The sequence below is a fragment of the Priestia megaterium genome (assembly GCF_041941685.1).
In the GTDB taxonomy this organism is placed as follows: Bacteria; Bacillota; Bacilli; order Bacillales; family Bacillaceae_H; genus Priestia; species Priestia megaterium_C.
In genome coordinates this window covers 29,804-49,543 of record NZ_CP130959.1, presented here as the reverse complement: position 1 = coordinate 49,543, position 19,740 = coordinate 29,804, and the positions used below count along the sequence as shown (strand labels likewise).

The following is a 19,740-nucleotide window of genomic DNA, read 5'->3' as shown; positions in this document are numbered from 1 at the left end:
AATGACATTTCAATCACACAAATGACCTTCTACCTGACACGAGTAGAAGGTTTTTTGATATCAATTATTTATCAATATCAACACTAATGGCTCAATTAACCCTATTATTTAAAGTAATTTTATTTTTATCATCTAATTTATTACGTAAAAAGGAATCCTATGTAGCTTGCAAACCCATCGTTTCACATCATTATTCCAGCTTTATTAATCAGGGTTACATGTTATTTCCCCATATCTCAATGCATCATAAATAGCACGTCCATCGCTGGAAGTCGTTTCTGTAAATTTAATAGGCAATAGCGAAAAAACAATGTAATAAACAGAAAAATAGACAAACTGGTAAGAAAAGAGGCTTGCTGAAAGGAGGTCAGTTATAACTAATCCATTTATAAGGAAAATAAAAGCTAAATTAGCAATGGCACCTCCAGCATAGACACAAGCATGGGTGAATCGGTTATCGTATTTTAGTTTTTCATATACACAAAAAGAATCTAAAAAGTAAACAGATTTTATTTTAATTTTCCTCCATTTAAAAATCGTTTTTCCTTTTCCAATGGTAAAATCCACTTTCCCTCCGAAAAAGATTGCCATGATAGAATGACCTAATTGGTGAACAAGAGATACAAGTGGTAGTACAAGTAAGAAAGAGAACAAAAATTTAGGCATATCACTGAATCCAAACACACTTCCATCTCCTTTATTATGAAATGATTTACTAAATGGCTAGCTTATTAAGGTAGATAAATTCTTTTTGATAGTGGAAAGACTTTTGCAAGCAGTGGATGTATCTTCTTTAATCGTATGTACAATCATCCGTTTGGCACTCTGAAAAAGCTCCAATCAAAGGGGAGAGCCAATCGTTTTTTAACAAAGCAGTAGTGAAAATGATCAATAATCTTTGAGCATGGCCAATAAAGAAGAACATCTTCACTTTATTCTTAAACGTTCTCCATAACAATAAACGACCCTATGTATCGTAAACCAAGTTACTAAGGTCGCTTATGCTACACTCTGATTTATTATTTTTTTCTCTTTTTCTTTATAATAAAATATTTGGGTTTTCATTAAGCTTCTGAAGGAATTTCGCTCTTATGATTAAGTTGATGGAACAAATAAGTAAGGTAAGAATCTAATTCGAATTGATTATCTTCAACAAAACCATCTAACACAGACTTGCTTTCTTCTCTCATCTTTAGTCCCTCCAATTTATGTTTTTCAATTTATTTTGCGTGATGACCATGATTCTTTTTTTGTCCCATTTTTCGTAAAATAAAACTTACAATTAGTACTAAAATGATAGATCCAATTATGGCTGGGATGATGGCAAAACCACCAACGACTGGTCCCCAACTTCCCAAGATAAGACCACCTAACCAAGAACCGATAAACCCAGCGATAATATTACCAATAATACCTCCAGGAACGTCACGCCCTGTAAGTAAACCAGCGAGCCAGCCGATAATTCCACCTACAATTAGCATCCATATAATTCCCATAAATCATTCTCTCCTTATAAAATAGTTAGTTGACTTTACCCCCGGCTAAAACCCATTAATCCTGTTGATTTTTTCCTTGATGAATTTTTTCTCTTTATATCATAAGATCATATAGCCCTGCTTGCCCTCTATTTTTATTCTTTTGGACACTTTCTAATGTCTCGTCCATTTCATAAAAAGAATAAACCGTTAGGAGAACTCCTAGCATATAAAAACCAAGCACATCTTACATCATTACCTATTCCTCCCCTACTGCAGTAAAGGCTCTTTTTTATTTTTTAAATGGACAGGCAACCTTACTCTAGTAGCTACATAGTATCTAAAGAATTCCGACTCCATTATCTATTTGGTATCTATTTCGGTAGCATAACAAATTAATATTTGCCCAATTGAAGCTACTCTAAAAGAGTGGCTTTTTTAGAAGGATTTTAGGTTTTTAAGTCCAAATAATAGGTTAATACTCACTTATAAAGCAATTGAAGGGTGTAGAAAAGGAGGGAAGTAAATTGCCTAACAAAGAATATCCATACTATTTTATAAAGTTAGGTAAGTTATATTATGTAAATGAATCATGTAGAAACGTAAAAAGGAAAGAGATATCCAGTTACGAATTTACAGACAATGAATTGGTTGCATTTCCCTTTGATACACAATCCATTGCAAAACAGACCGCAGATGAGTGTGGTGGCTGTATTGTAGTTAAAAATAATAAGTTTGAGGATTATATTAACCAAGGGGAACGTTGGAGTAAGTATATAGATTATAAAGAGAAAAATATATGGAAACTCTATAAAGTTAAGTAAATAGTAAAATACTTTCGTTATAATAGTTTTTTATTTACATAACTTGTAGAAAAAGCCCATATTTGTCGTAATCAATTCTAATTTCTCTCTTTGAACCCATCTCTCAGAGTGAATACTCTAAACCATCTTTCATGTAATCATATCTCCTTAAAAACGAAAAGAGCAACCATCATATACTGGCTGCTCTCTCCTATCAAAAATGCACTTACACAAATGTGTATGTGAACGTATTAGTGTTATACTATATCAGTAATAAAAAAAAGAATAATTTCTATTTACCTTGATACATTATTAATCGCTCTTTTGCTAAATTAATTAATTCCTTTAACTCGCTAACGGACTGCTTGTTATTACAATCACTTAATAAATCTATTGTGTCTTGCAAAAATTGTTCTCTTCTTTTTACTCTTTTATATTCAGCTTTATATTCTTCTGCCATCCTTGCTATTCGAGTAGAACCCTCACGAGGAGTCGTAACTCTTTCAAAATTTGAGGTGCGAGGCTTTGTTTCTTTTTCATCAAACGTAGCGTTGTCTGGATTCCTATTCCTCAATCCTGATTGACCCAAAATACTCCTTGCCGCCCGTTCTCTTCCAATGGCCATGATCATTTCCCCTCTCTGCAATTGAGATTTGAAATAAAACGTCCTGTATAGATTCAATAACAATAAAATAAATCCTTCTTTAAATATTTAATTGCAATTAAATAAAATCTTTGTTATTTTTTGAGTGGATGGGCAAACTTACTGCAGTAGCTACATAGTATCTAAAGAATCGCGACTTCGTTATCTAATAGTAGCTAATTCAGTAACGTTACCGCGTTAATACAAGCTTTATATGCGTAATAACGCCCTTCATGTTGCTTTCTTTATTGGACCCTTCACTAGTTATAGATAATGACCTGACTTTTCCTTTATAGAAAAAGCAGGACCGTCTAAAATGTTAGGTGTTTTTTTCAAACGTTACAACATGTATTTCATTATCTATTAATTGAAAATATGTCTTTGGATATGATCCAATATAAATAGGTAATCTTCCTTTTTCGTTCTCCGTATAAACGTTATAACCCAACTCATCGACAGTCTCAAATCCGTAATACTCCTGCCCTTTTATAATATTTAAGCCTTCAGCCAAACCATTTAAGACACATATGATTTTTATAAATTCGATTTTTTTATTTTCTTCAACCATACTTCCACTCCCCTACTCAAAAATTTTCTGTATATTCAGAATTATATCGTTTTAAAAAGTGTTACTCCATACGCCAATCAACCCTATTAAATTAAATATCGATGTTTTTATGCAAAAACTGCAATCTCTAAAACTTGGATATGTACAAGAGGCCCATAAAAAAGGCAACTTTTGTTCAATTGTTCGAAGTTGAGACAAAAACTACTGTAGAATGGTTTGTGGATTGTTGGAATAAGGCAGACGGAAAGAGCATTACGTCACCTGCCAATTTTAATTTTTATGATTATGATCCATGCTATGATTTAATTATGTTTTTATTCTTTTTTAAAAGAAATAACAGCCTTTTTTTCATTGGAAGTCATTAAGTCATTAAGTCTTCAAATCGACTTAGTACTTCTATACCTAACTCTGTAATCTCTGTACCTTGTTTTCTAACTCCAACTTTAATGCAGTTAACCTTATTTAACATAGATAATCGATGTTTCAATTGTGAATCAGACAAGAAATAAGGAAGCATTTCTTGTATAATGCCTCTTCCTACACTTGTTTCTTGCTTTTTATAAATTGTTAGTATTTTTAATATGGCTTTATAATCTTCTGCGAAACTGCCTCTTTTTAAAAAAATAATAGCCTCTTCGACCTCAGACAATGAATCATCTGTTAAATTAGAAGTCTCTTGAGATAACAAAATTTGATCAGGCATATGATCTGTAATGACTTTATTTCCTTCCACAATAACCATTAAATAATGAATGAAATTTTCAAGTTCACGTATATTTCCTGGCCAATTATAATTTATTAAAAGATTTTTTACATCTGAGTCAAATACTAAATTTTTCTTATTTAACTTAAAAAAGAAGTCTATTAGTGTAAATAAATCTTCTTTTCTTTCTCGAAGTGGTGGAATGTTTAGTGGTAAGACGTTGAGACGGTAATATAAATCTTCTCTAAACGTGCCTTCCTTAATCATTTCCTGTAAGTTTTTATTGGTTGCAGCAATTACTCGTAGATTAATCGGTATAACTTTATGACCGCCCACACGCATTACCTGGCGTTCCTGAAGAACCCGCAAAAGAGATGCTTGAATACTTAAGGAGGCGTCTCCTATTTCATCCATGAAAATAGTTCCATTATGAGCAAGTTCAAATAACCCCATTTTCCCTTCCTTTTTAGCACCCGTAAACGCTCCACCCTCATAACCAAATAATTCACTTTCTATTAATGTTTCAGTTAATCCCGCAAAGTTTACTGCTACAAATGGGCCTTCCTTCCTTTCAGAGCTATTATGTATTGCTTGAGCAAACACTTCTTTTCCTGTCCCATTTTCTCCAGTAATCAAAACTGTATAATCACTTTTGGCGAGGCGACTTGCTTTCTGTTTGGCAGATACAATCAAATGGCTGTTTCCAATAATATTGTCAAATGAGTATTTCGTTGTTAGACCTAACTCTGTACTTTTCCGTCTAATTTCTTGCTCCATTCTTTGAACCCTTGTTACATCTTGAAACGTAATTACAAGTCCTATAAGTTTTTGATTAAAGGTTAAGGGGACTTTTGAAACCAGCAATGATCGGTTATTTATTTGAAATATGCTATCCAGTTGTTCTTTTTGTTCACCTAAATTCTCACTAATCTGAAAATTAGGTATAACCTCACTGTAATGTTTTCCAATACAATTTATAGAAGGAAGCTGTAGAATTCGATGAGCATCTTCATTAATTAACGTAATAAATCCTTTTTCGTCTAGTCCTATAATTCCTTCGTGCACTGCATTTAAAATAGATTCTAATTTTTGCGTTAGTTCTTTCTCATTCTGGATAGATAATGATAAATTCCTTCCCATTTTCACAAAATCTCTAAAGAATTCTGCTGTATAAAAATGAGCTTTTTCTAAAGATAAATTTAAAAGACGAGCAATATCGAGCATAGTGGTTAAATCAATAGGTCGGTTCTCTAAATCAATAATTTTCTTTATATGCTTAGGTACCAACTCAACTTGTCCAAGTGTAATAGCCAGTTCGAAATTGTCAGCCTCTTTGGCATTTGTAACCCCGGGTACATAAGGAATTAATGTTAAATGACCGAAACCAAACGCATGCAGGAGATCAATAGACTCCCTAACATTCTGTACATAATTAGTAACCAATAAAATTTTTGTTTGAGGAGCCAAATCTAGAAGTGGCTCTAGCTTCGCAATTCGGATAGAACGTCTAGCAAGCATAACAGGAATGTTGGGCTTCAATGCTTTAATAGTATCTTCAAGCAATGGACTTGATAATATAACTAAATCAGCTTTATTGATCATTTCTTTATTTAATTGTAGAGATTCATAACATGTCTCAATATAGATTTTTGAGCCAAAAAACATTCTTAAATTTTCTTCAAATGTTTTGCATACTTTTTTACTGATAGTCACAAGAAGTATAGTGGGTTTTTTCATTCTTTTCTCCTTACTACACGGTTGCATTTTGCTCTTATTCTATCAGATTTTAAATTGAATTAGAAAGGACCCCATTTTATTAATACACCAATTGTTAAAAAAATAGCAGCTAAGATAGACCAGATAATAGTTAAAGGAATCATAAATTTAAGCCATTTACCATATGAAATACCACTCGTAGCCAATATAGCCATTAATACGCCTGACGTTGGGTTAATGCAGTTTACTACTCCCTCGCCAAATAAAACGGATTGTACTGCTACTTGACGGGTAATGTGCAACAAATCTGCAAGTGGTACCAATATTGGCATTAACATAGTTGACTCCCCAGAGCCAGATGAAATTAAAAAGTGAATAGCAGCACTACCTATGAACATTCCTAACGTTCCAGTAATCGGAGAAAGTGGCGCTAAAAGAGTTGAAAGACCATGAACAATTGTATCTAAGAGTTGTCCTTGTTCAAGTAAAATAATGACTGCACGTGCCATCCCCACAATTAGAGCTCCATATACAAGCTTTTGACATCCATCCATGAATGTTTTAGCGATATCATTAACCTTCATACGAGAAATAAGTCCCGCACCTATAGCGATAAAAATAAATAAACCCGCCATTTCGTTTTCAGTCCATTTAAAAATAAGTGTACAAATAATAAATGCTAATAGGGAACCTCCCGAAAATAATAAAACAATTTTGTGTTGTAATGTTAGTTTCTGCGTTTTTATCTCGTTCTCGTTTGTACCTAAAGAATTAGGAAAACGTTCTAAACCCAGGATACTTTGGCTAATGTCTTTTTTAATTTTACATGCATACCAATAGATATAACAAATAGTACATACTAAGAAAGTTAAATAGATTACAATACGGAAGCTCATTCCAGACAATAGAGGAAGCTCAGCAATTCGTTGGGATAATCCTAAGGTTTGTGGGCTTATCAATGAGACATTCCATCCTGCATACGTCCCGAGATAGATAAGAGATACACCAAAAATCGCATCCAATTTTAATTTACGCGCAATCATCACTCCTATTGGGATAAAAGCAATAACAGAATTAACAATGATACCTGTAGTGCCAAGTATAGAAAACATTAAACAAATAGGAATGATAAGCAGAAGAACTCTTCCTTTACATAGGTTTATAACATTACGAATAAACGTATCAATGGCTCCGGTCTTATCAATAACAGCTAATGCGCCACCTGTAAATAAAATAAGAAAAATTAATGGAGCTCCAGCAACCATTCCGGCTTGAATTGCTGTAAAGATCTCTAGAAAATTAACCGGAGTAGATTTTACCAAATGATAACTTCCAGGAACAGTCATCGTAATGTCCCCTTTTTTCACTCGATCAAATACTCCTGATGGAACAAGATAAGTAGCTATCGTGCAGATGATTAAAATATAAAATAAAAGCACATAAGCGTCAGGTTTAAATAGTTTTCGTTTAATAGGTTTATGAATCGTTTTTTCAGCTGTAGACTGCATAAATATAATTCCTCCTCCAAAGTAAAATGTACAATATTAAGAAAAAACATTACCCCTCCTTTAATAATATTTTAATTATTCAGAAACTTATTTCCTGAAAACAATTCCTACTATACACTTAAACACAATGCAAAAATCGTGCCAGTTTCTCAAATCAATAAAATAACCCTTTAAAATAGTTTACATCAAAAAAAACATATTTATAGGTTTATTTATAAGTTGTTAAAGACCTATAAATAAACCTATAAAACAATAAAAATGCAAAGAAAGGCGATTCAGTAAGAAAACAAAGTTGGCAAGGTTCTTGCAATAGTATTAGGTGAGACCATACACACTTAACATATATAGTGCAGAATTTAGAGGAGGAATTATATTGAGTCAGTTGTTAACGAAACAAACCATTTATAGTTATTTGCAAGACCATGAACAGGATATGTTAGATGATTTAATTGAATTTGTAAAAAAAGAATCACCCTCTTGTAATAAAAAGTTAGTAGACAAATGTGGTACATATTTAACTCACCTTTTTCAACGCCGATTAGATATAGAACACTATGAAGTAAAAAAAGAAGCTAAAGTCGGAAATCACATAAAGTTTACGATTGGGAAAGGAGAACAACAAATTTTAATTATTGGGCATTTCGATACGGTTTGGGAGAAAGGTAGGCTTAAACTTAAAAAAGAAGGAAATAAACTATTTGGTCCTGGCATCTTAGATATGAAAGGTGGAATTATTCAATCTATATGGGCAATTAAAGCAATTCAAGAACTAGAGCTTCCTCTCAACAAAAAAATTGTCTTCCTTTGCAATTCAGATGAGGAAATCGGTTCAATTGCCTCTAAAGAATATATTGAGGAAGAAGCAAAAAAAAGTGAGGCTGTACTCGTAGCTGAACCTGCTGTAGCTGGTTCAGGGGCCTTAAAGACTTCTCGTAAAGGTGCAGGGATTTTTAAGTTGAAAATATGGGGACGTGCAGCTCATGCGGGGAATCATCATGAAGACGGTGTAAATGCGATTGAAGAATTAGCTAAGCAAGTAATTTTACTACAAAAATTAACTAACTATCAAAAAGGTACAACTGTTAATGTCGGCACGATTACTGGAGGAAGTGGCACAAACGTGGTTCCAGAATACGCTGAAGCTGATATTGATTTACGTGTTTCAACAGAGGAAGAGGCAAAAAGAGTAACGGACATTATTTTAAATTTGAAACCACTATCAAATGAAATAAAACTTGAAGTAACCGGTGGTATGAACCGACCTCCAATGGTTAAAACCGAACAAACACAGGAACTATTTGAATGTGCTCAAGCTATTGCTAGCGAGCTAGATATAGACTTAGAAGAGGCAGCTGTTGGAGGAGGAAGCGATGGGAACTTCACGGCAGCTATAGGTATTCCTACTCTCGACGGTTTAGGCGCTTGTGGTAAAGGCATTCATGCAGCGCATGAACATATACAAATCGATAAACTGGCTGAACGCTCATCTTTATTCGCTAATTTATTATTGAAATTGTAATAACAAGAAACAGATGGTGTTTTTCATCTGAATGTCGATATGGAAAAAGAGAAGGGTTTACTCTTCTCTTTTTTATTTGTCTCTGGTTGCTTCTTTTTAAGATCCGGAAATTACAAGTTATCATGCTACCCATAATCCTCATTCCGTTCCAATTTATATAAATAAAATATTCTAGATACTGCACAAGGTTGTAAAACTTTAAAAGTAAGTAGAATAAATCCCTAACTTTCTTCCTTCCCACTTCCACGAAACGACAGCCGGTGAAAGGTATTGATATACACAAACAGTTCTTCCCCAGTTGTCTTTCTTGAATCAGCTATGAGAGGAAGGTACATGGCACGGTAGGTTTCTGGCACCCATATGTAGTGATGAACATATTCTGTGAGAAGGAAGCCACAGGATTGCCAAAAGCTGATACGCCTTCTATTATCTAATGTTTCCCCTGACTCAGCCTCGATAATTAATTTCTGATATCCCTCAGCAGCTGCTTTCTGTCGCAGGTAATCAACAAAATGTTTGCCAAGTCCATGTCCTCGCTCTTTTTCAGATACGGTCAAATAGTCAATGATCAACACCTGATCGGATACAAGCTTCCCTGTGAGAGACATAACAACTGGTATTGACTTGTTATATCCTACATGGAGCTCAGCAATTCCTTGTGCAAACATATTTTTGATGATTTTAACCTGTTTAGCCCCCTTATCACCAAATGCCTCCAAATAAAGAGGGCTCGCGTTCTGCCAAAGTTCATCGTCCCATGTACAAACTGTTCTAATTTTCACAATGATTTCTCCCACCTAACTTGTTGTTCTAATTTTAAACCGCACATGATCCTCATACCTTCTATTTTGCCAATGCAGTATCTTTTTATCTCTCGTCCAATTTATGAAAAAGATAAAATACCGAATTCATTCAGTAATCAGTTGCATTTGACTACAGGAAATGTAAGGTGAAGATCTTTTTATTTAATTGAAGAAAGTCTAGTTGGTTGTACATTTTCATCCATTTCATAAAAAATGGACCATTAGGACAATCCCCCAGCATATAAAAACCATTAATTCTTACATAATCAGCTACCCCTTACCTACTGCAGTAAGGGTTCTTTTTTATTTTTGGAATGGACAGGCAAGCTTACTGGAGTAGTTACATAGTATCTAAAGAATCATAACTCCGTTTCTTAATCAGTATCTAGTTCAGTATCGCTACCGCGTTAATACAAGCTTTATATGCATAATGACGCCCTTCACGGAATCTGTAAGGGAGCTGAGCCGAAGAGGCGAAGAGGGCCGACCGGATGCGTCGAGCTGAAAAAACAGGTACATAAAAAGCAAAAAAATTAAAAGAGTGAAAGAAGGTATCAACATGAGAAAAACGCATTATATTACTTTTCGAAAATTCTTCCATAAACCATCCTTTAATCCCTCAACAAAACCTCGTCCCTTCAAGACTTATTCCTTTGTTCCGTTTAGTCCACTTGCCATGCTTGACCCCACTATTCTGACCATAGGAGGTATTATCTTAGGGATTGCCATCATCGAACGAATATTAGAGAGATGGGGTGTCATTGATCTTGTGGATCAGTTTGGGAAAATCATGCGATTTATCCTGCCTGTCACCTTCTATAGCGCCTTGATTTACTTTTTTGCAACTTTTATGTTTTGAGGAGGAATGTTCATGTTTGAAAAACTGAAATTACGTGGCCAATTGATAAAAGCGTTTCGTACGGCAGAGATTTATCGAGTAGTGAAACGTGGAGACCGGACCTCCTATCTGTTTCCTAAAATTCATCAAATCGATAACCATCATACATATACTCGGTATGCCTTTTCCTTATTGAATGGCATTGATCCTGAGCTGTTAAACAAAAAAAGATGGGCCTTACGCCAAGTATTAGGCAGCAACATCGAAATAAATGGTAGCTTAAAGAACTTTAGTATTACCGTTCATCACAAAAGTTTACCGAAGATGCTAAATTATAAGTATGATTCAATTCGTTCTCATATTGAAAAAATGGAGCTCCCCGTATGCATTGGTCAAGATATCTACGGAAACCCCATTTCATGGGATTTTGCGGAATTAGAAACCTTATTAATATCTGGCGAAATTGGAGCCGGAAAAAGCAGCCTCATGCGTGTGATTCTCACGACATGGGTGAAATATACCTCACCTGCTGATCTGCGATTAGTATTAGTCGATCTCAAACGAGCTGATTTAGGACTGTTTCATGGAACTGAGCATGTGGATGCGCTTTGTTTTGAAGCCAAGGATATGAGAAAGCCTTTTGCGTTACTACGAGCTGAAATGTATCGACGAGGTGATTTACTGTTAGAACATGGCGTTACCCATATCAGCAGGCTTCCGTTTAAACTACCTCGTATCGTGGTGGTTATTGATGAAATGTCTATCGTAAAGAGAGAAACCGATCTCGTAGAGATCATTCAACAGTTCGCCAGTCAAGGTCGTGCGCTGGGTGTTCATACGATTATTGCCATGCAGCGTCCTGATGCGGATTTGTTGAATTCAGCGTTAAAAGCGAACTTACGAGTAAGGATTTCTGGAAGGCAAGCCGATGCGACTAATGCAAAGGTGGCAGGCGTGCTTGGGGCAGAAGAAATTGATGCTGCCGCAAGAGGACGTATGAAAATTAAAATTGATGAAGTGAAAGAGTTTCAAGCCTACTTCTTAGATGAAGAAGCATGTAAAGAACTGCTTTCTCCTTACACAACAAGGGTGAAAGATCCTGAGCCTCAACTAGAGGTCGTACCACAGCCTATCTTTGGGTTATTGGAGAAGGAGGAACAGCAATGAGCTTTCGGTTATCTCAGCGTGATAAAGACATCATAGCGTTTATTGATCAATTTAGAGCCGTGGATCGAGACTCATTAGTCGAACTATTCTTCAAACAGCTGAAATCACCCGTAAATGCCTGTAATAGTGTGATGGTACGTTTATATCGATTAGGGCTTATTGAACGTACACAGCAGTATTCTCCGACGGTCTATTTGCCCGTAGATGCAAAGATCAAAAAGAACTCTCAAAAAATATTACATTTCCTTTCTATTTTGGATGTCTATAAACAAATGTGTACGTATAGCACACCTAAACAGGTTATTGTGGAAGATAAGCCCACTGGACGAAAAGGAGGCATCGAACCAGATCTGTTTTGTATCTTTAAAGGGTCGCCTTTTTGGATTGAAATTCAAAGAAATCAATATTCGGAGCAGAAAATGCAGGATAAGATTAATTTATACGAGGAGTTTTTCTTTTCAGATGAGTGGAAAGCGTTGCATTGGCAGCCAGAGGACCGGATAGCCATATTCCCTTCCGTTATTTTGATTACGCCTATTCGTTATGCTATTCATTCTGACCATCTCCGTCTTATACAAGTAGGAAGCATTCATGAATTAATGGAGAAATACAAAAGTTCTCCAAAACTAACAAAAGAAGCAAGGGCAAGACCGTCAGCTTCTTCTGGTGGAATTAAAATTAATCTAACATAAGGACAAATAACATAAAAAAGCTGCCTCAAAACAGGGAATGAGGCAGCTTTCCTGATTTCACACTCGTTAAAATGTGAACGTCATAGCAAACCAACTATAACAAATTTATTACAAAATTTCTATATTTTTCTTAAAAGTTTTATCAGTTAGATACATTAAAAGGAATTTTCATCCCTTTTAATTAAATCCAAACGCAGTAAATTCGTTTCATAAAGAATTCATCTAACTTCTTTTAAATTAGGTATTGAAATAGCTAAATAATACATTTATTGTTAAATACATCGGAAAATTTACAGTATTGGTAAGTAGGTGGTAGAAGATTTGAAGAAATGTAAGATTCGTTTAAGACAAGCGTTACTTACAGAAATAGAAAAGGCCAAAGAGAATATGGTTCAGGTGGCAAAAGAAGAAGGTATAACAAGTGAAAGCACACTGCAAGTAAGCCAGTCCATTGACCAACTGTTAAATGAATTACATAAGGTAACTTTAACAAAGTAATAGTTATCTTTTTTATAAATAAAAAACAATCACTTTCTCATATCATTGGCCTAGCATGAGAAAGCGATTATTCTTCAGTAAGTGGTGATTAACTTACTAATCGACTTGTAAATTATAAATAATTTGGATAATGAAGTAAAGTTATTTTTTATTTCTAGTTAAAAAGCTATCTCGACATGAACAGACGAGATAGCTTTTTATAAGATTGCCAATTATAAAGTACCAAAATATAACCGCAAGTAAAGAATAGCACATTTTTGCCATAATGACTATTTTTGGATTAGTCAGCATATGTATAAGAGGTAGACTCTTTATATACCTTTTCTGCTCACACCTAGAGATATCACAAGTATGTGAAAGGTGTATGAAAAGCTGCATATCGACAATTTTAGTACCGCCTAAGAATCCTTGCTTCTCAAGGATTCTTTTTGATGGTGTGTGCTGAAAGAGTAATTATGTTAACTACATCTATATGAGAATTCACATACCAAAGAAACTACCTTTTTGGCGAGTGAGATAGTTTTTTTGCTAATCAATTAGGAGTTTTAGGTAAATGCCTCACGGCGTCTTGGTTCGTTTACTCGAAGGTTAAAGTAACTATGCACTTTCATATTAAAAACTGCGTAGTTACTGTCTTTCAAGGTTTATATATGTAATATCCGCGTCTTACGTGAAGAATCTGAGGTTCGAAGCGATGTATACGTTTGTAGATAGCAGCAAAACTGTCGGTATTGTAGTTAATTTCATCTTTTAGATACTGACAAATTTCTTTTGAGGTAAATAAACGATTTGGATTCGATTTAAGTAAATATATAGATTCAATCATGGCCTGATCTTTTTTAGTTTCTTTCTTAACTGTTTTGTAATCTGCTTTTTTAAACATATTTAATTGCTTACATAAGTGCCTTCTTTTTACATTTAACTTCTAAATAGATTTCTTTATCTTCCACACTAGTTCTCCTTGTTTTTTAGTTTTTATAATATTACATTTTTCGCATACAAAACAAGGAGATTGTAGGACAAAATACATATCTTATTGTATATAGATACCATATTTTTAACATCACAACTATGTTAAGACAAATGGGATACACATCGATTCCAACAGACTATGGTCTTTATTTATTTTTAAAAACAATAAACAAATAAAGGCACAGCAATTGCGCCTTTTATATATCAAAAAAATCTTGAATACTTTTGTTTTTATCCATTCTTCGCACAGTACTCATAATCTTCTTCATAACGACGGGCGATGGTATGTAGTCCCTATTGTTACAAATGCGCCAAATGGTATTTCTTGATACTTTACTTCGCTCTGCAAAATCAACCTGAGCAATACCTTCTTGATCTAACCATCTCCCAAACTTAGATCTTTTAGGATTTTTCCACCAGAACATAACCATCCCTCCTTATCTATTAGCCTGTCCACTTTTCATCAATTTGAATCATCTTTGGAGAAAAAGTAGGCATAAGGAAGGAATTTATACATAGAATAAAAGAAATTAAGTTGTTCTACACATGTTGTCGATATTTTTGTCATAGTCATATAGCATGAATACAGTTAAGACCGCCTTATACACTGATAAGTAATGGGCGGTCTTTGTTATCAATATTCGTTGAAATTGGACTTCATAATAAAAAACCTTTTCCCTCTAGGAAAAGGTTTTTTATGTGAGTATTAGATAACGAGATACCACCATTCTATCAAATCATTTTTCAAAAAAGGTTTTTAACCACTTATAAAAACTTTTCTTTTGCTGTTGAGCTTTTTTTAACGCTCGAATTTCGCGAGCCATTGAAATCAATTGGCGTTCACGTTCCTCAAATTTTGCATCGATATAGCTTTGTATCTCCTTCATTTGTACTCTGTGTGGTTCTAAGCTAAGGGTTTGTTTTTCAGTTGAAATGTTTGGTGGAGTGTCTGATACCAAGTTGAATTTTTTTGCAACGGTTATAACGGCTTTTTCTAAGGTCATTTCGGGACGGGCATAAACTTCTTTTAGTTCATGAAAGATGGTAACGTCATCATTTGTATAAGCTAATCTACCTTGTTTTTTAGTAAACTGCACACCAACTTTGGCAAAATGGAAGTTGTATTTTCGTATAGTTGATAAGGGCAAACCAAGTATATCAGCTAACTCTTCGGTGGTATATGCTGCTTCTGCGGTTATGACTCTCAACATATGATCACCTCCTCTTATCAAAAGAAGTATTCGATATATATATGTTAAAACCTTCAAGTAATAAGAGGAAGGAATGTTATACTTTATAATTCTATTCCTCATGCAATAACAGTCGGTATTTGAAGCAAGTATTCTTGTAAGTTGAGCTATTTAATAACCCCATGGATTAGATATTTACCCCATTCCCTCATCGCAATGGTTTCTCCAGCTTCAGCTGCTTTCTGTAACCACTTTTCACCTTCCAGTACATTCTGTTTGAACTCATGTTTTCCAGTTAATAAGCGATAGCCTAATATTCTCATAGCTACTGGTTCATGTACGTCAGCTGCTTTCCGAAGCCAATACTCGCCTTCTTCTACATTCTTTTCTATATCCAATCCTTCGAGTAGTCTGTATCCAAGTACTCTCATAGCCGTTGGATATTCCAACTCTGCAGATTTTCGAATCCACTTTTCACCTTCAGCTTGGTTTTTATCCAAATCTTCCCCAACAAGCAAACGATAGCCCAATTCCATCATGGCCCATCGATCCCCAGTATCGGCAGACTTTCTAAGTCATTTTTCGCCTTCTTCAACATCTTGTTTCACTAGCCTTCCAGTTAGTAATTGAAACGCTAACTCATTCATTGCTCCATTATCTCCAGCTAGGGAAGCTTGTCTTAACCATTTGATTCCTTCTTCTACATGGATGTTACTTTTTTCTTTCTTTTCATTGAAATCGATAACATCGGCCATTTGTACACTCGTTACATTTTCTTCTTCATTTTGAGTCAAAATGTTATCCCCCCCTCAGTCTTTCTGTTTTTACTTCATTTACTTTTGATATTCATATGTAACCGGAACTTTATCCATTTTAACGGTTTTCGCCACAATATAACGGCGATAGCCATCCTTTAAGACTTTTGAGTCTTTTTCAATCGTTAATGGTTCATCTAAGCGTCCTGTACGTTTCACAAAATCAATGACCTTTTGTGTTTTTTCAGGGTTTGGGCGTGTCTTTAAGAACTCTTCAGGTACGATAATTTCATCAAAGCTTAAGACATCCTGTGTCCCTTTTGGCTGATTTGGCATCTGTTTCTTTTGTGGCTTCGCCTTTTTCTCTTGGACAGGAGTCTCCTTCACTTCTGACTGTACTATTTCGGCTTTTGTGTCTTCTTTTACTACAGGTTGAGAAACAGGTGTTTGCTCTTCTTCCTGTTTCTTGGATTCCGTCTTCTGTGGTGCCTCAGAAGACGGAGAAGCCTCTTGTTTAGGTTCTTTTTTCGCTTCTGACTCATTCTTCTCTTTGTCATTTTTATTCGGGAGAACGGTAATCTGGAAACAGATCACGCCTATTTCACCAGGACATTCATCAATCGGAATATCTAACGTTGGTTCCCCTTGAATTAAGATTTTTTCATGCATAATACTTTTCTTAGTCAGACCAGTTTTATTAAAGGCTTTCTTCGCAACAAAAACCGTATATGAAATAAAGGTACTCTTCTTCAAACCCTTAGGCGCAGATGGTGATCCTTTTTCACGCATATCAAAGGCAACGTAGCGATCATATTCTCGTAAGGGTCCTGTAGCTGATCCAGTTAAGGTAATTTTATGTGGCATAATAGTCTCCTCCTACGTAGATAATTAGTTATTGTTTATTTAGAACACAGTTCTAAATAAACAGAATGTATTAAAACATCAGCTTCTAAGAGATTTCTATTCAAAAGTTAGGAAGCTGTGTCTTTTAACTGGTTCTGTTGACGTAAACATTCTTGTTCCTCTAGGGTTAAAGCTTGTCCTAAGTCCTGTTTTACCTGAGCTATCTCCAACAAGCTATACGTGGAGCTGTGCTCCTCTAGCAAGTTCTCTTCTTCTGTCGTGAGCTCTTGCCCTAAATCTTGCTTTAACTGAATCATTTCAAGTTGTTGTTCCACTGTAACGTCTGTTTCTTGTTTAAGGTGGTCTTGCTGCTGTTCAGCTTTTAACCAATCTGGAACGAGTTCCTTACGGATAATCCTTTTTGGTGTAGCCAATTTTGTTTCTTTGCTTTCGTTATGTATAACTTCTTGTTGGTTTGCGTATACTGATGAATAATCCTGCTCTTTAGGGTTTACGAATTCATAGAATTGATTTTTTGCAATTTGATAGATTAATCGACACATATCCCGTAGGGATAAAGGATTGCCTTGTTGATTGGCTTCATATACATATTTATCTAATCCTACAATGGATGTATACGCAATTTCATGTATTTGCTCTTTCTCAATATTAATCTCTGTATCTCGTTTTACAGCTTTTGCAGCATTTTGGATGCGAGCATAAAAGTCTTGTAGTTGATGACCATACTTACCTGCATAGACTTGATTCACTTTTTTAGGTACACCTTTGATATAAGTAAAGGCATGTGAAACAGATATTAAATGATTATTTATATGATTTACAGGTAAATCAAGGTTAATAAAGGCATCATGTGATTTATCGGACTTTAAGCTTGGTGTATCAACGTTTTCAGCACTTTCTGGATACGTCACAGGAGTGGTCACAGGAGTGGTCATTTCTTCTTTCTGAAGCGTTTGTACACCTGTTGTATCATGGGCAAAAAAGATTTCGTCGCAAATGTGCTGAAAGTTCTTATGGCTTTTAAGAATAAATACATAACTGTCAGGATGAGTACCTGTTGCATCCTCTTTAATATATCGTGCCACAAGTATAAAAGGCGTCGCCTTTAGTGAGCGTACAAAACGAGAAACCGTACTTTTGGAAACATTAAATTTCTTCATAAGCGTTTCAGAACGGATCGCTTGAATGCCCGTAGCTACTAGGTTATAGATGACGTGATCGAGCATTTCCATTCTTTTTTTAGGAAATTCTTTATGTATAGCTGATTGTTGTTTTTTAAAGTGGGTACGAAGACTGTCTAAAAACTCTTCTTTCTTTTTCCGAAGTGTGGACTTGTGGGTCCATAACCATTTGAATCGTCCATTGAAGGTATCTACATCTTTTAAATAGCAGGTTAATATCTTTGTCATTTGTTCATCTTCTCCTTTAAGGAACACAAAAAAGACACTGTTTCCCTGGAAAAAGGAAAACAATGTCTTGATTTTGATGAACTAAGCCCTTGAAATAGATGTCAATTTCATATAAAATAAAAACATAAGTTTTACCTTATAGAAAAACTAACTCTATTAACAAGAGACTTCGACAAGTGTTTTCCCTACTGTGATTAGGGTGAACGGTTTAAGTGTGTTGGTCGCACTACTTAAACAGTTGAAGTCTTTTTTCTATTCCGGTCATTTTTGTTAGTTTTATTATAGCGTTAATTAATCTCATAATTCAATAAAAATTAGTAATATATCTCAAAAGAATTCTTTTTAACTGTTTTTCCTTAATATTAAACTTGTTTTATTATATAATTCATTTTAAAAATTGAGGAGGGTCAAAAAAATAACCCTCCTCAATATATCAAGAATCTGTTATAATAAATGGCTTTCATAACCAAATTGCAACACTATAATAATAAAAAGCTTCTACTAGGGATAGTAGAAGCTTTTTATTATTTACCTATTAATTTTTCCCACCATGTTTTTTTCTTTTCTAACTCTGCACTAGCAGAAGCTTCTTCAATCATTCTTTTACTTTCTGATAGTCCTTTTCTTAACTCTCCAATCAACTCAGTATCTTTTCTGTTTATCATTTGCTTTAATTCTTGATTGGTTTGGCTAACTTTCTGTAACTCTTCTACTAACTTTTGATTAAATTGCATCTGCTGCGTCATCTGTTGTTCTTGTTGTTGTAACATCTTTTTTATTTCCGTAAGCTCATCGTTTATAGAGATAGAACCTTTTTCCTCTTGATTTTTGACTGTAATAGTTATAGGAAGCCCGTCACTTGCCAAATTATCGTTTACATCTTCTTTTAATAATCCCTCACTATAGAGTTCACGGATTTTCTTTAATAGATCTAGTGATTCAATACTTATTTTATAGCGTCTACCTTCTTTTTTGAAATTCAAAAACTGTTCATGATTAAGTAGATACCTTTTTAATGTTTCAGGAGGAATATTGGTATATTCAGATGCTTCTGGTACTCCAACGAAATTTACACTTTCAGAATTATTCATTTAATCCACCACCATTTATCATTGTTTTATGTACATTCACTCGGTTCACAGTCATTCGCATATGATTTTTATGAAGATTCATTCGGTTCACGGTCATTCATTCGAGGTATTTGCTTGTGTTCACTCGAATCACGGTTATTTACCTGTTGGGTTTATGGATATTCACCTAATTCACAGTCATCTATTCATTTAATTTTATATGATTTCGACAAAAAATCAACAATTCCTGTTTTGAGTTTGTGTATATGGTTTATTTTATGAACTGTTGCGACTCTAGTTTAACTTAAGCTCTACTTAGGTGAATATCGATGGGTTGAGTAGTGAATGGGTGGTGAACTTGTGTGGGTTTTGGTTGAACTTGTGTTTTAGGAGTGGGGAGAACGATCGTTAAGTGCGACTAAAGGTTAACTTGAGGTTTTTAGTGACACCAATCACACTAATCACTGTTTTATAGAAATAGGGAGAATAACACAACAATGAATTAATAGCAGTTCGCTATCTGTTTTTAAGAATTGAATTAAGATAA

The 19,740-nt window shown here is 34.6% G+C and carries 21 protein-coding genes and 1 pseudogene; 7 read left to right on the top strand and 15 right to left on the bottom strand.

Annotated elements, in window-relative coordinates; all coding sequences use genetic code 11:
- Positions 1 to 204 precede the first annotated feature (204 nt).
- The 3 genes from Q5794_RS27355 to Q5794_RS27345 form a co-directional block, all read right to left on the bottom strand.
- Entirely contained in the window at positions 205 to 684 is a 480-nt protein-coding gene (locus tag Q5794_RS27355; RefSeq protein WP_374989306.1) for a site-2 protease family protein, read from the bottom strand.
- 380 nt (positions 685 to 1,064) lie between these two features.
- Positions 1,065 to 1,190: a hypothetical protein gene (locus Q5794_RS27350; protein WP_285229698.1), complete on the bottom strand. Its 126-nt coding sequence runs from the start codon at positions 1,188 to 1,190 to the stop codon at positions 1,065 to 1,067.
- A gap of 30 nt (positions 1,191 to 1,220) precedes the next feature.
- On the bottom strand, positions 1,221 to 1,496 hold the full coding sequence (locus Q5794_RS27345) for a GlsB/YeaQ/YmgE family stress response membrane protein (protein ID WP_214988669.1): 276 nt from the start codon (positions 1,494 to 1,496) through the stop codon (positions 1,221 to 1,223).
- A gap of 506 nt (positions 1,497 to 2,002) precedes the next feature.
- On the opposite strand from Q5794_RS27345, the gene Q5794_RS27340 reads away from it, so the two are divergent.
- On the top strand, positions 2,003 to 2,299 hold the full coding sequence (locus Q5794_RS27340; RefSeq protein ID WP_214988668.1) for a hypothetical protein: 297 nt from the start codon (positions 2,003 to 2,005) through the stop codon (positions 2,297 to 2,299).
- Between the two features lie 271 nt (positions 2,300 to 2,570).
- On the opposite strand, the gene Q5794_RS27335 is transcribed toward Q5794_RS27340, so the two are convergent.
- From Q5794_RS27335 to Q5794_RS27320, 4 genes are all read right to left on the bottom strand, one after another.
- Positions 2,571 to 2,903, bottom strand: coding sequence for a hypothetical protein (locus Q5794_RS27335; RefSeq protein ID WP_214988666.1), 333 nt, complete (start codon positions 2,901 to 2,903; stop codon positions 2,571 to 2,573).
- A 337-nt stretch (positions 2,904 to 3,240) separates the two neighbouring features.
- Positions 3,241 to 3,489: a hypothetical protein gene (locus Q5794_RS27330; protein WP_214988664.1), complete on the bottom strand. Its 249-nt coding sequence runs from the start codon at positions 3,487 to 3,489 to the stop codon at positions 3,241 to 3,243.
- 361 nt (positions 3,490 to 3,850) lie between these two features.
- Complete coding sequence (locus tag Q5794_RS27325) at positions 3,851 to 5,929, bottom strand: sigma-54-dependent Fis family transcriptional regulator (RefSeq protein ID WP_214988662.1); 2,079 nt, start codon at positions 5,927 to 5,929, stop codon at positions 3,851 to 3,853.
- A gap of 59 nt (positions 5,930 to 5,988) precedes the next feature.
- Positions 5,989 to 7,416, bottom strand: coding sequence for a YfcC family protein (locus Q5794_RS27320; RefSeq protein ID WP_374989305.1), 1,428 nt, complete (start codon positions 7,414 to 7,416; stop codon positions 5,989 to 5,991).
- Positions 7,417 to 7,789: 373 nt separating this feature from the next.
- Between Q5794_RS27320 and Q5794_RS27315 the strand changes: the two genes are divergently transcribed.
- Entirely contained in the window at positions 7,790 to 8,935 is a 1,146-nt protein-coding gene (locus Q5794_RS27315; RefSeq protein ID WP_251034283.1) for a M20 family metallopeptidase, read from the top strand.
- A 221-nt stretch (positions 8,936 to 9,156) separates the two neighbouring features.
- Here the strand turns inward: Q5794_RS27315 and Q5794_RS27310 are convergent, their stop codons facing one another.
- Positions 9,157 to 9,717 (bottom strand): N-acetyltransferase, encoded by a 561-nt coding sequence (locus tag Q5794_RS27310; RefSeq protein ID WP_214988660.1) that lies wholly within the window; start codon positions 9,715 to 9,717, stop codon positions 9,157 to 9,159.
- Between the two features lie 580 nt (positions 9,718 to 10,297).
- Here Q5794_RS27310 and Q5794_RS27305 point away from each other — a divergent pair.
- From Q5794_RS27305 to Q5794_RS27285, 5 genes and pseudogenes are all read left to right on the top strand, one after another.
- Positions 10,298 to 10,597 carry a hypothetical protein gene (locus Q5794_RS27305; RefSeq protein ID WP_214988658.1) on the top strand — a complete coding sequence of 100 codons (300 nt, stop codon included), beginning with the start codon at positions 10,298 to 10,300 and terminating at the stop codon, positions 10,595 to 10,597.
- A gap of 12 nt (positions 10,598 to 10,609) precedes the next feature.
- A complete protein-coding gene (locus tag Q5794_RS27300; protein WP_214988656.1) occupies positions 10,610 to 11,743 on the top strand; it encodes an FtsK/SpoIIIE domain-containing protein in 1,134 nt (377 codons plus the stop codon).
- Positions 11,740 to 12,435 carry a hypothetical protein gene (locus Q5794_RS27295; RefSeq protein WP_192998507.1) on the top strand — a complete coding sequence of 232 codons (696 nt, stop codon included), beginning with the start codon at positions 11,740 to 11,742 and terminating at the stop codon, positions 12,433 to 12,435. The genes Q5794_RS27300 and Q5794_RS27295 overlap by 4 nt, the downstream gene beginning before the upstream one ends.
- A gap of 321 nt (positions 12,436 to 12,756) precedes the next feature.
- Complete coding sequence (locus Q5794_RS27290) at positions 12,757 to 12,933, top strand: aspartyl-phosphate phosphatase Spo0E family protein (RefSeq protein ID WP_251034282.1); 177 nt, start codon at positions 12,757 to 12,759, stop codon at positions 12,931 to 12,933.
- Between the two features lie 1,047 nt (positions 12,934 to 13,980).
- A pseudogene (locus Q5794_RS27285) lies at positions 13,981 to 14,082 on the top strand (DinB family protein); the annotation flags it as partial.
- Positions 14,083 to 14,102: 20 nt separating this feature from the next.
- Here Q5794_RS27285 and Q5794_RS27280 read toward each other — a convergent pair.
- From Q5794_RS27280 to Q5794_RS27250, 7 genes are all read right to left on the bottom strand, one after another.
- Complete coding sequence (locus Q5794_RS27280; RefSeq protein WP_192998506.1) at positions 14,103 to 14,330, bottom strand: helix-turn-helix transcriptional regulator; 228 nt, start codon at positions 14,328 to 14,330, stop codon at positions 14,103 to 14,105.
- Positions 14,331 to 14,642: 312 nt separating this feature from the next.
- Positions 14,643 to 15,116, bottom strand: a complete 474-nt coding sequence (locus tag Q5794_RS27275) for a MerR family transcriptional regulator (protein ID WP_214988654.1) — start codon at positions 15,114 to 15,116, stop codon at positions 14,643 to 14,645.
- 146 nt (positions 15,117 to 15,262) lie between these two features.
- Positions 15,263 to 15,634, bottom strand: coding sequence for a tetratricopeptide repeat protein (locus Q5794_RS27270; RefSeq protein ID WP_374989304.1), 372 nt, complete (start codon positions 15,632 to 15,634; stop codon positions 15,263 to 15,265).
- A 36-nt stretch (positions 15,635 to 15,670) separates the two neighbouring features.
- Positions 15,671 to 15,889 carry a hypothetical protein gene (locus Q5794_RS27265; RefSeq protein WP_374989303.1) on the bottom strand — a complete coding sequence of 73 codons (219 nt, stop codon included), beginning with the start codon at positions 15,887 to 15,889 and terminating at the stop codon, positions 15,671 to 15,673.
- 39 nt (positions 15,890 to 15,928) lie between these two features.
- A complete protein-coding gene (locus Q5794_RS27260; protein WP_374989302.1) occupies positions 15,929 to 16,714 on the bottom strand; it encodes a plasmid stabilization protein in 786 nt (261 codons plus the stop codon).
- Positions 16,715 to 16,821: 107 nt separating this feature from the next.
- Positions 16,822 to 18,123: a replication protein gene (locus Q5794_RS27255; RefSeq protein WP_374989301.1), complete on the bottom strand. Its 1,302-nt coding sequence runs from the start codon at positions 18,121 to 18,123 to the stop codon at positions 16,822 to 16,824.
- Between the two features lie 524 nt (positions 18,124 to 18,647).
- Positions 18,648 to 19,214 carry a hypothetical protein gene (locus tag Q5794_RS27250; protein ID WP_192998501.1) on the bottom strand — a complete coding sequence of 189 codons (567 nt, stop codon included), beginning with the start codon at positions 19,212 to 19,214 and terminating at the stop codon, positions 18,648 to 18,650.
- Between the last annotated feature and the right edge of the window lie 526 nt (positions 19,215 to 19,740).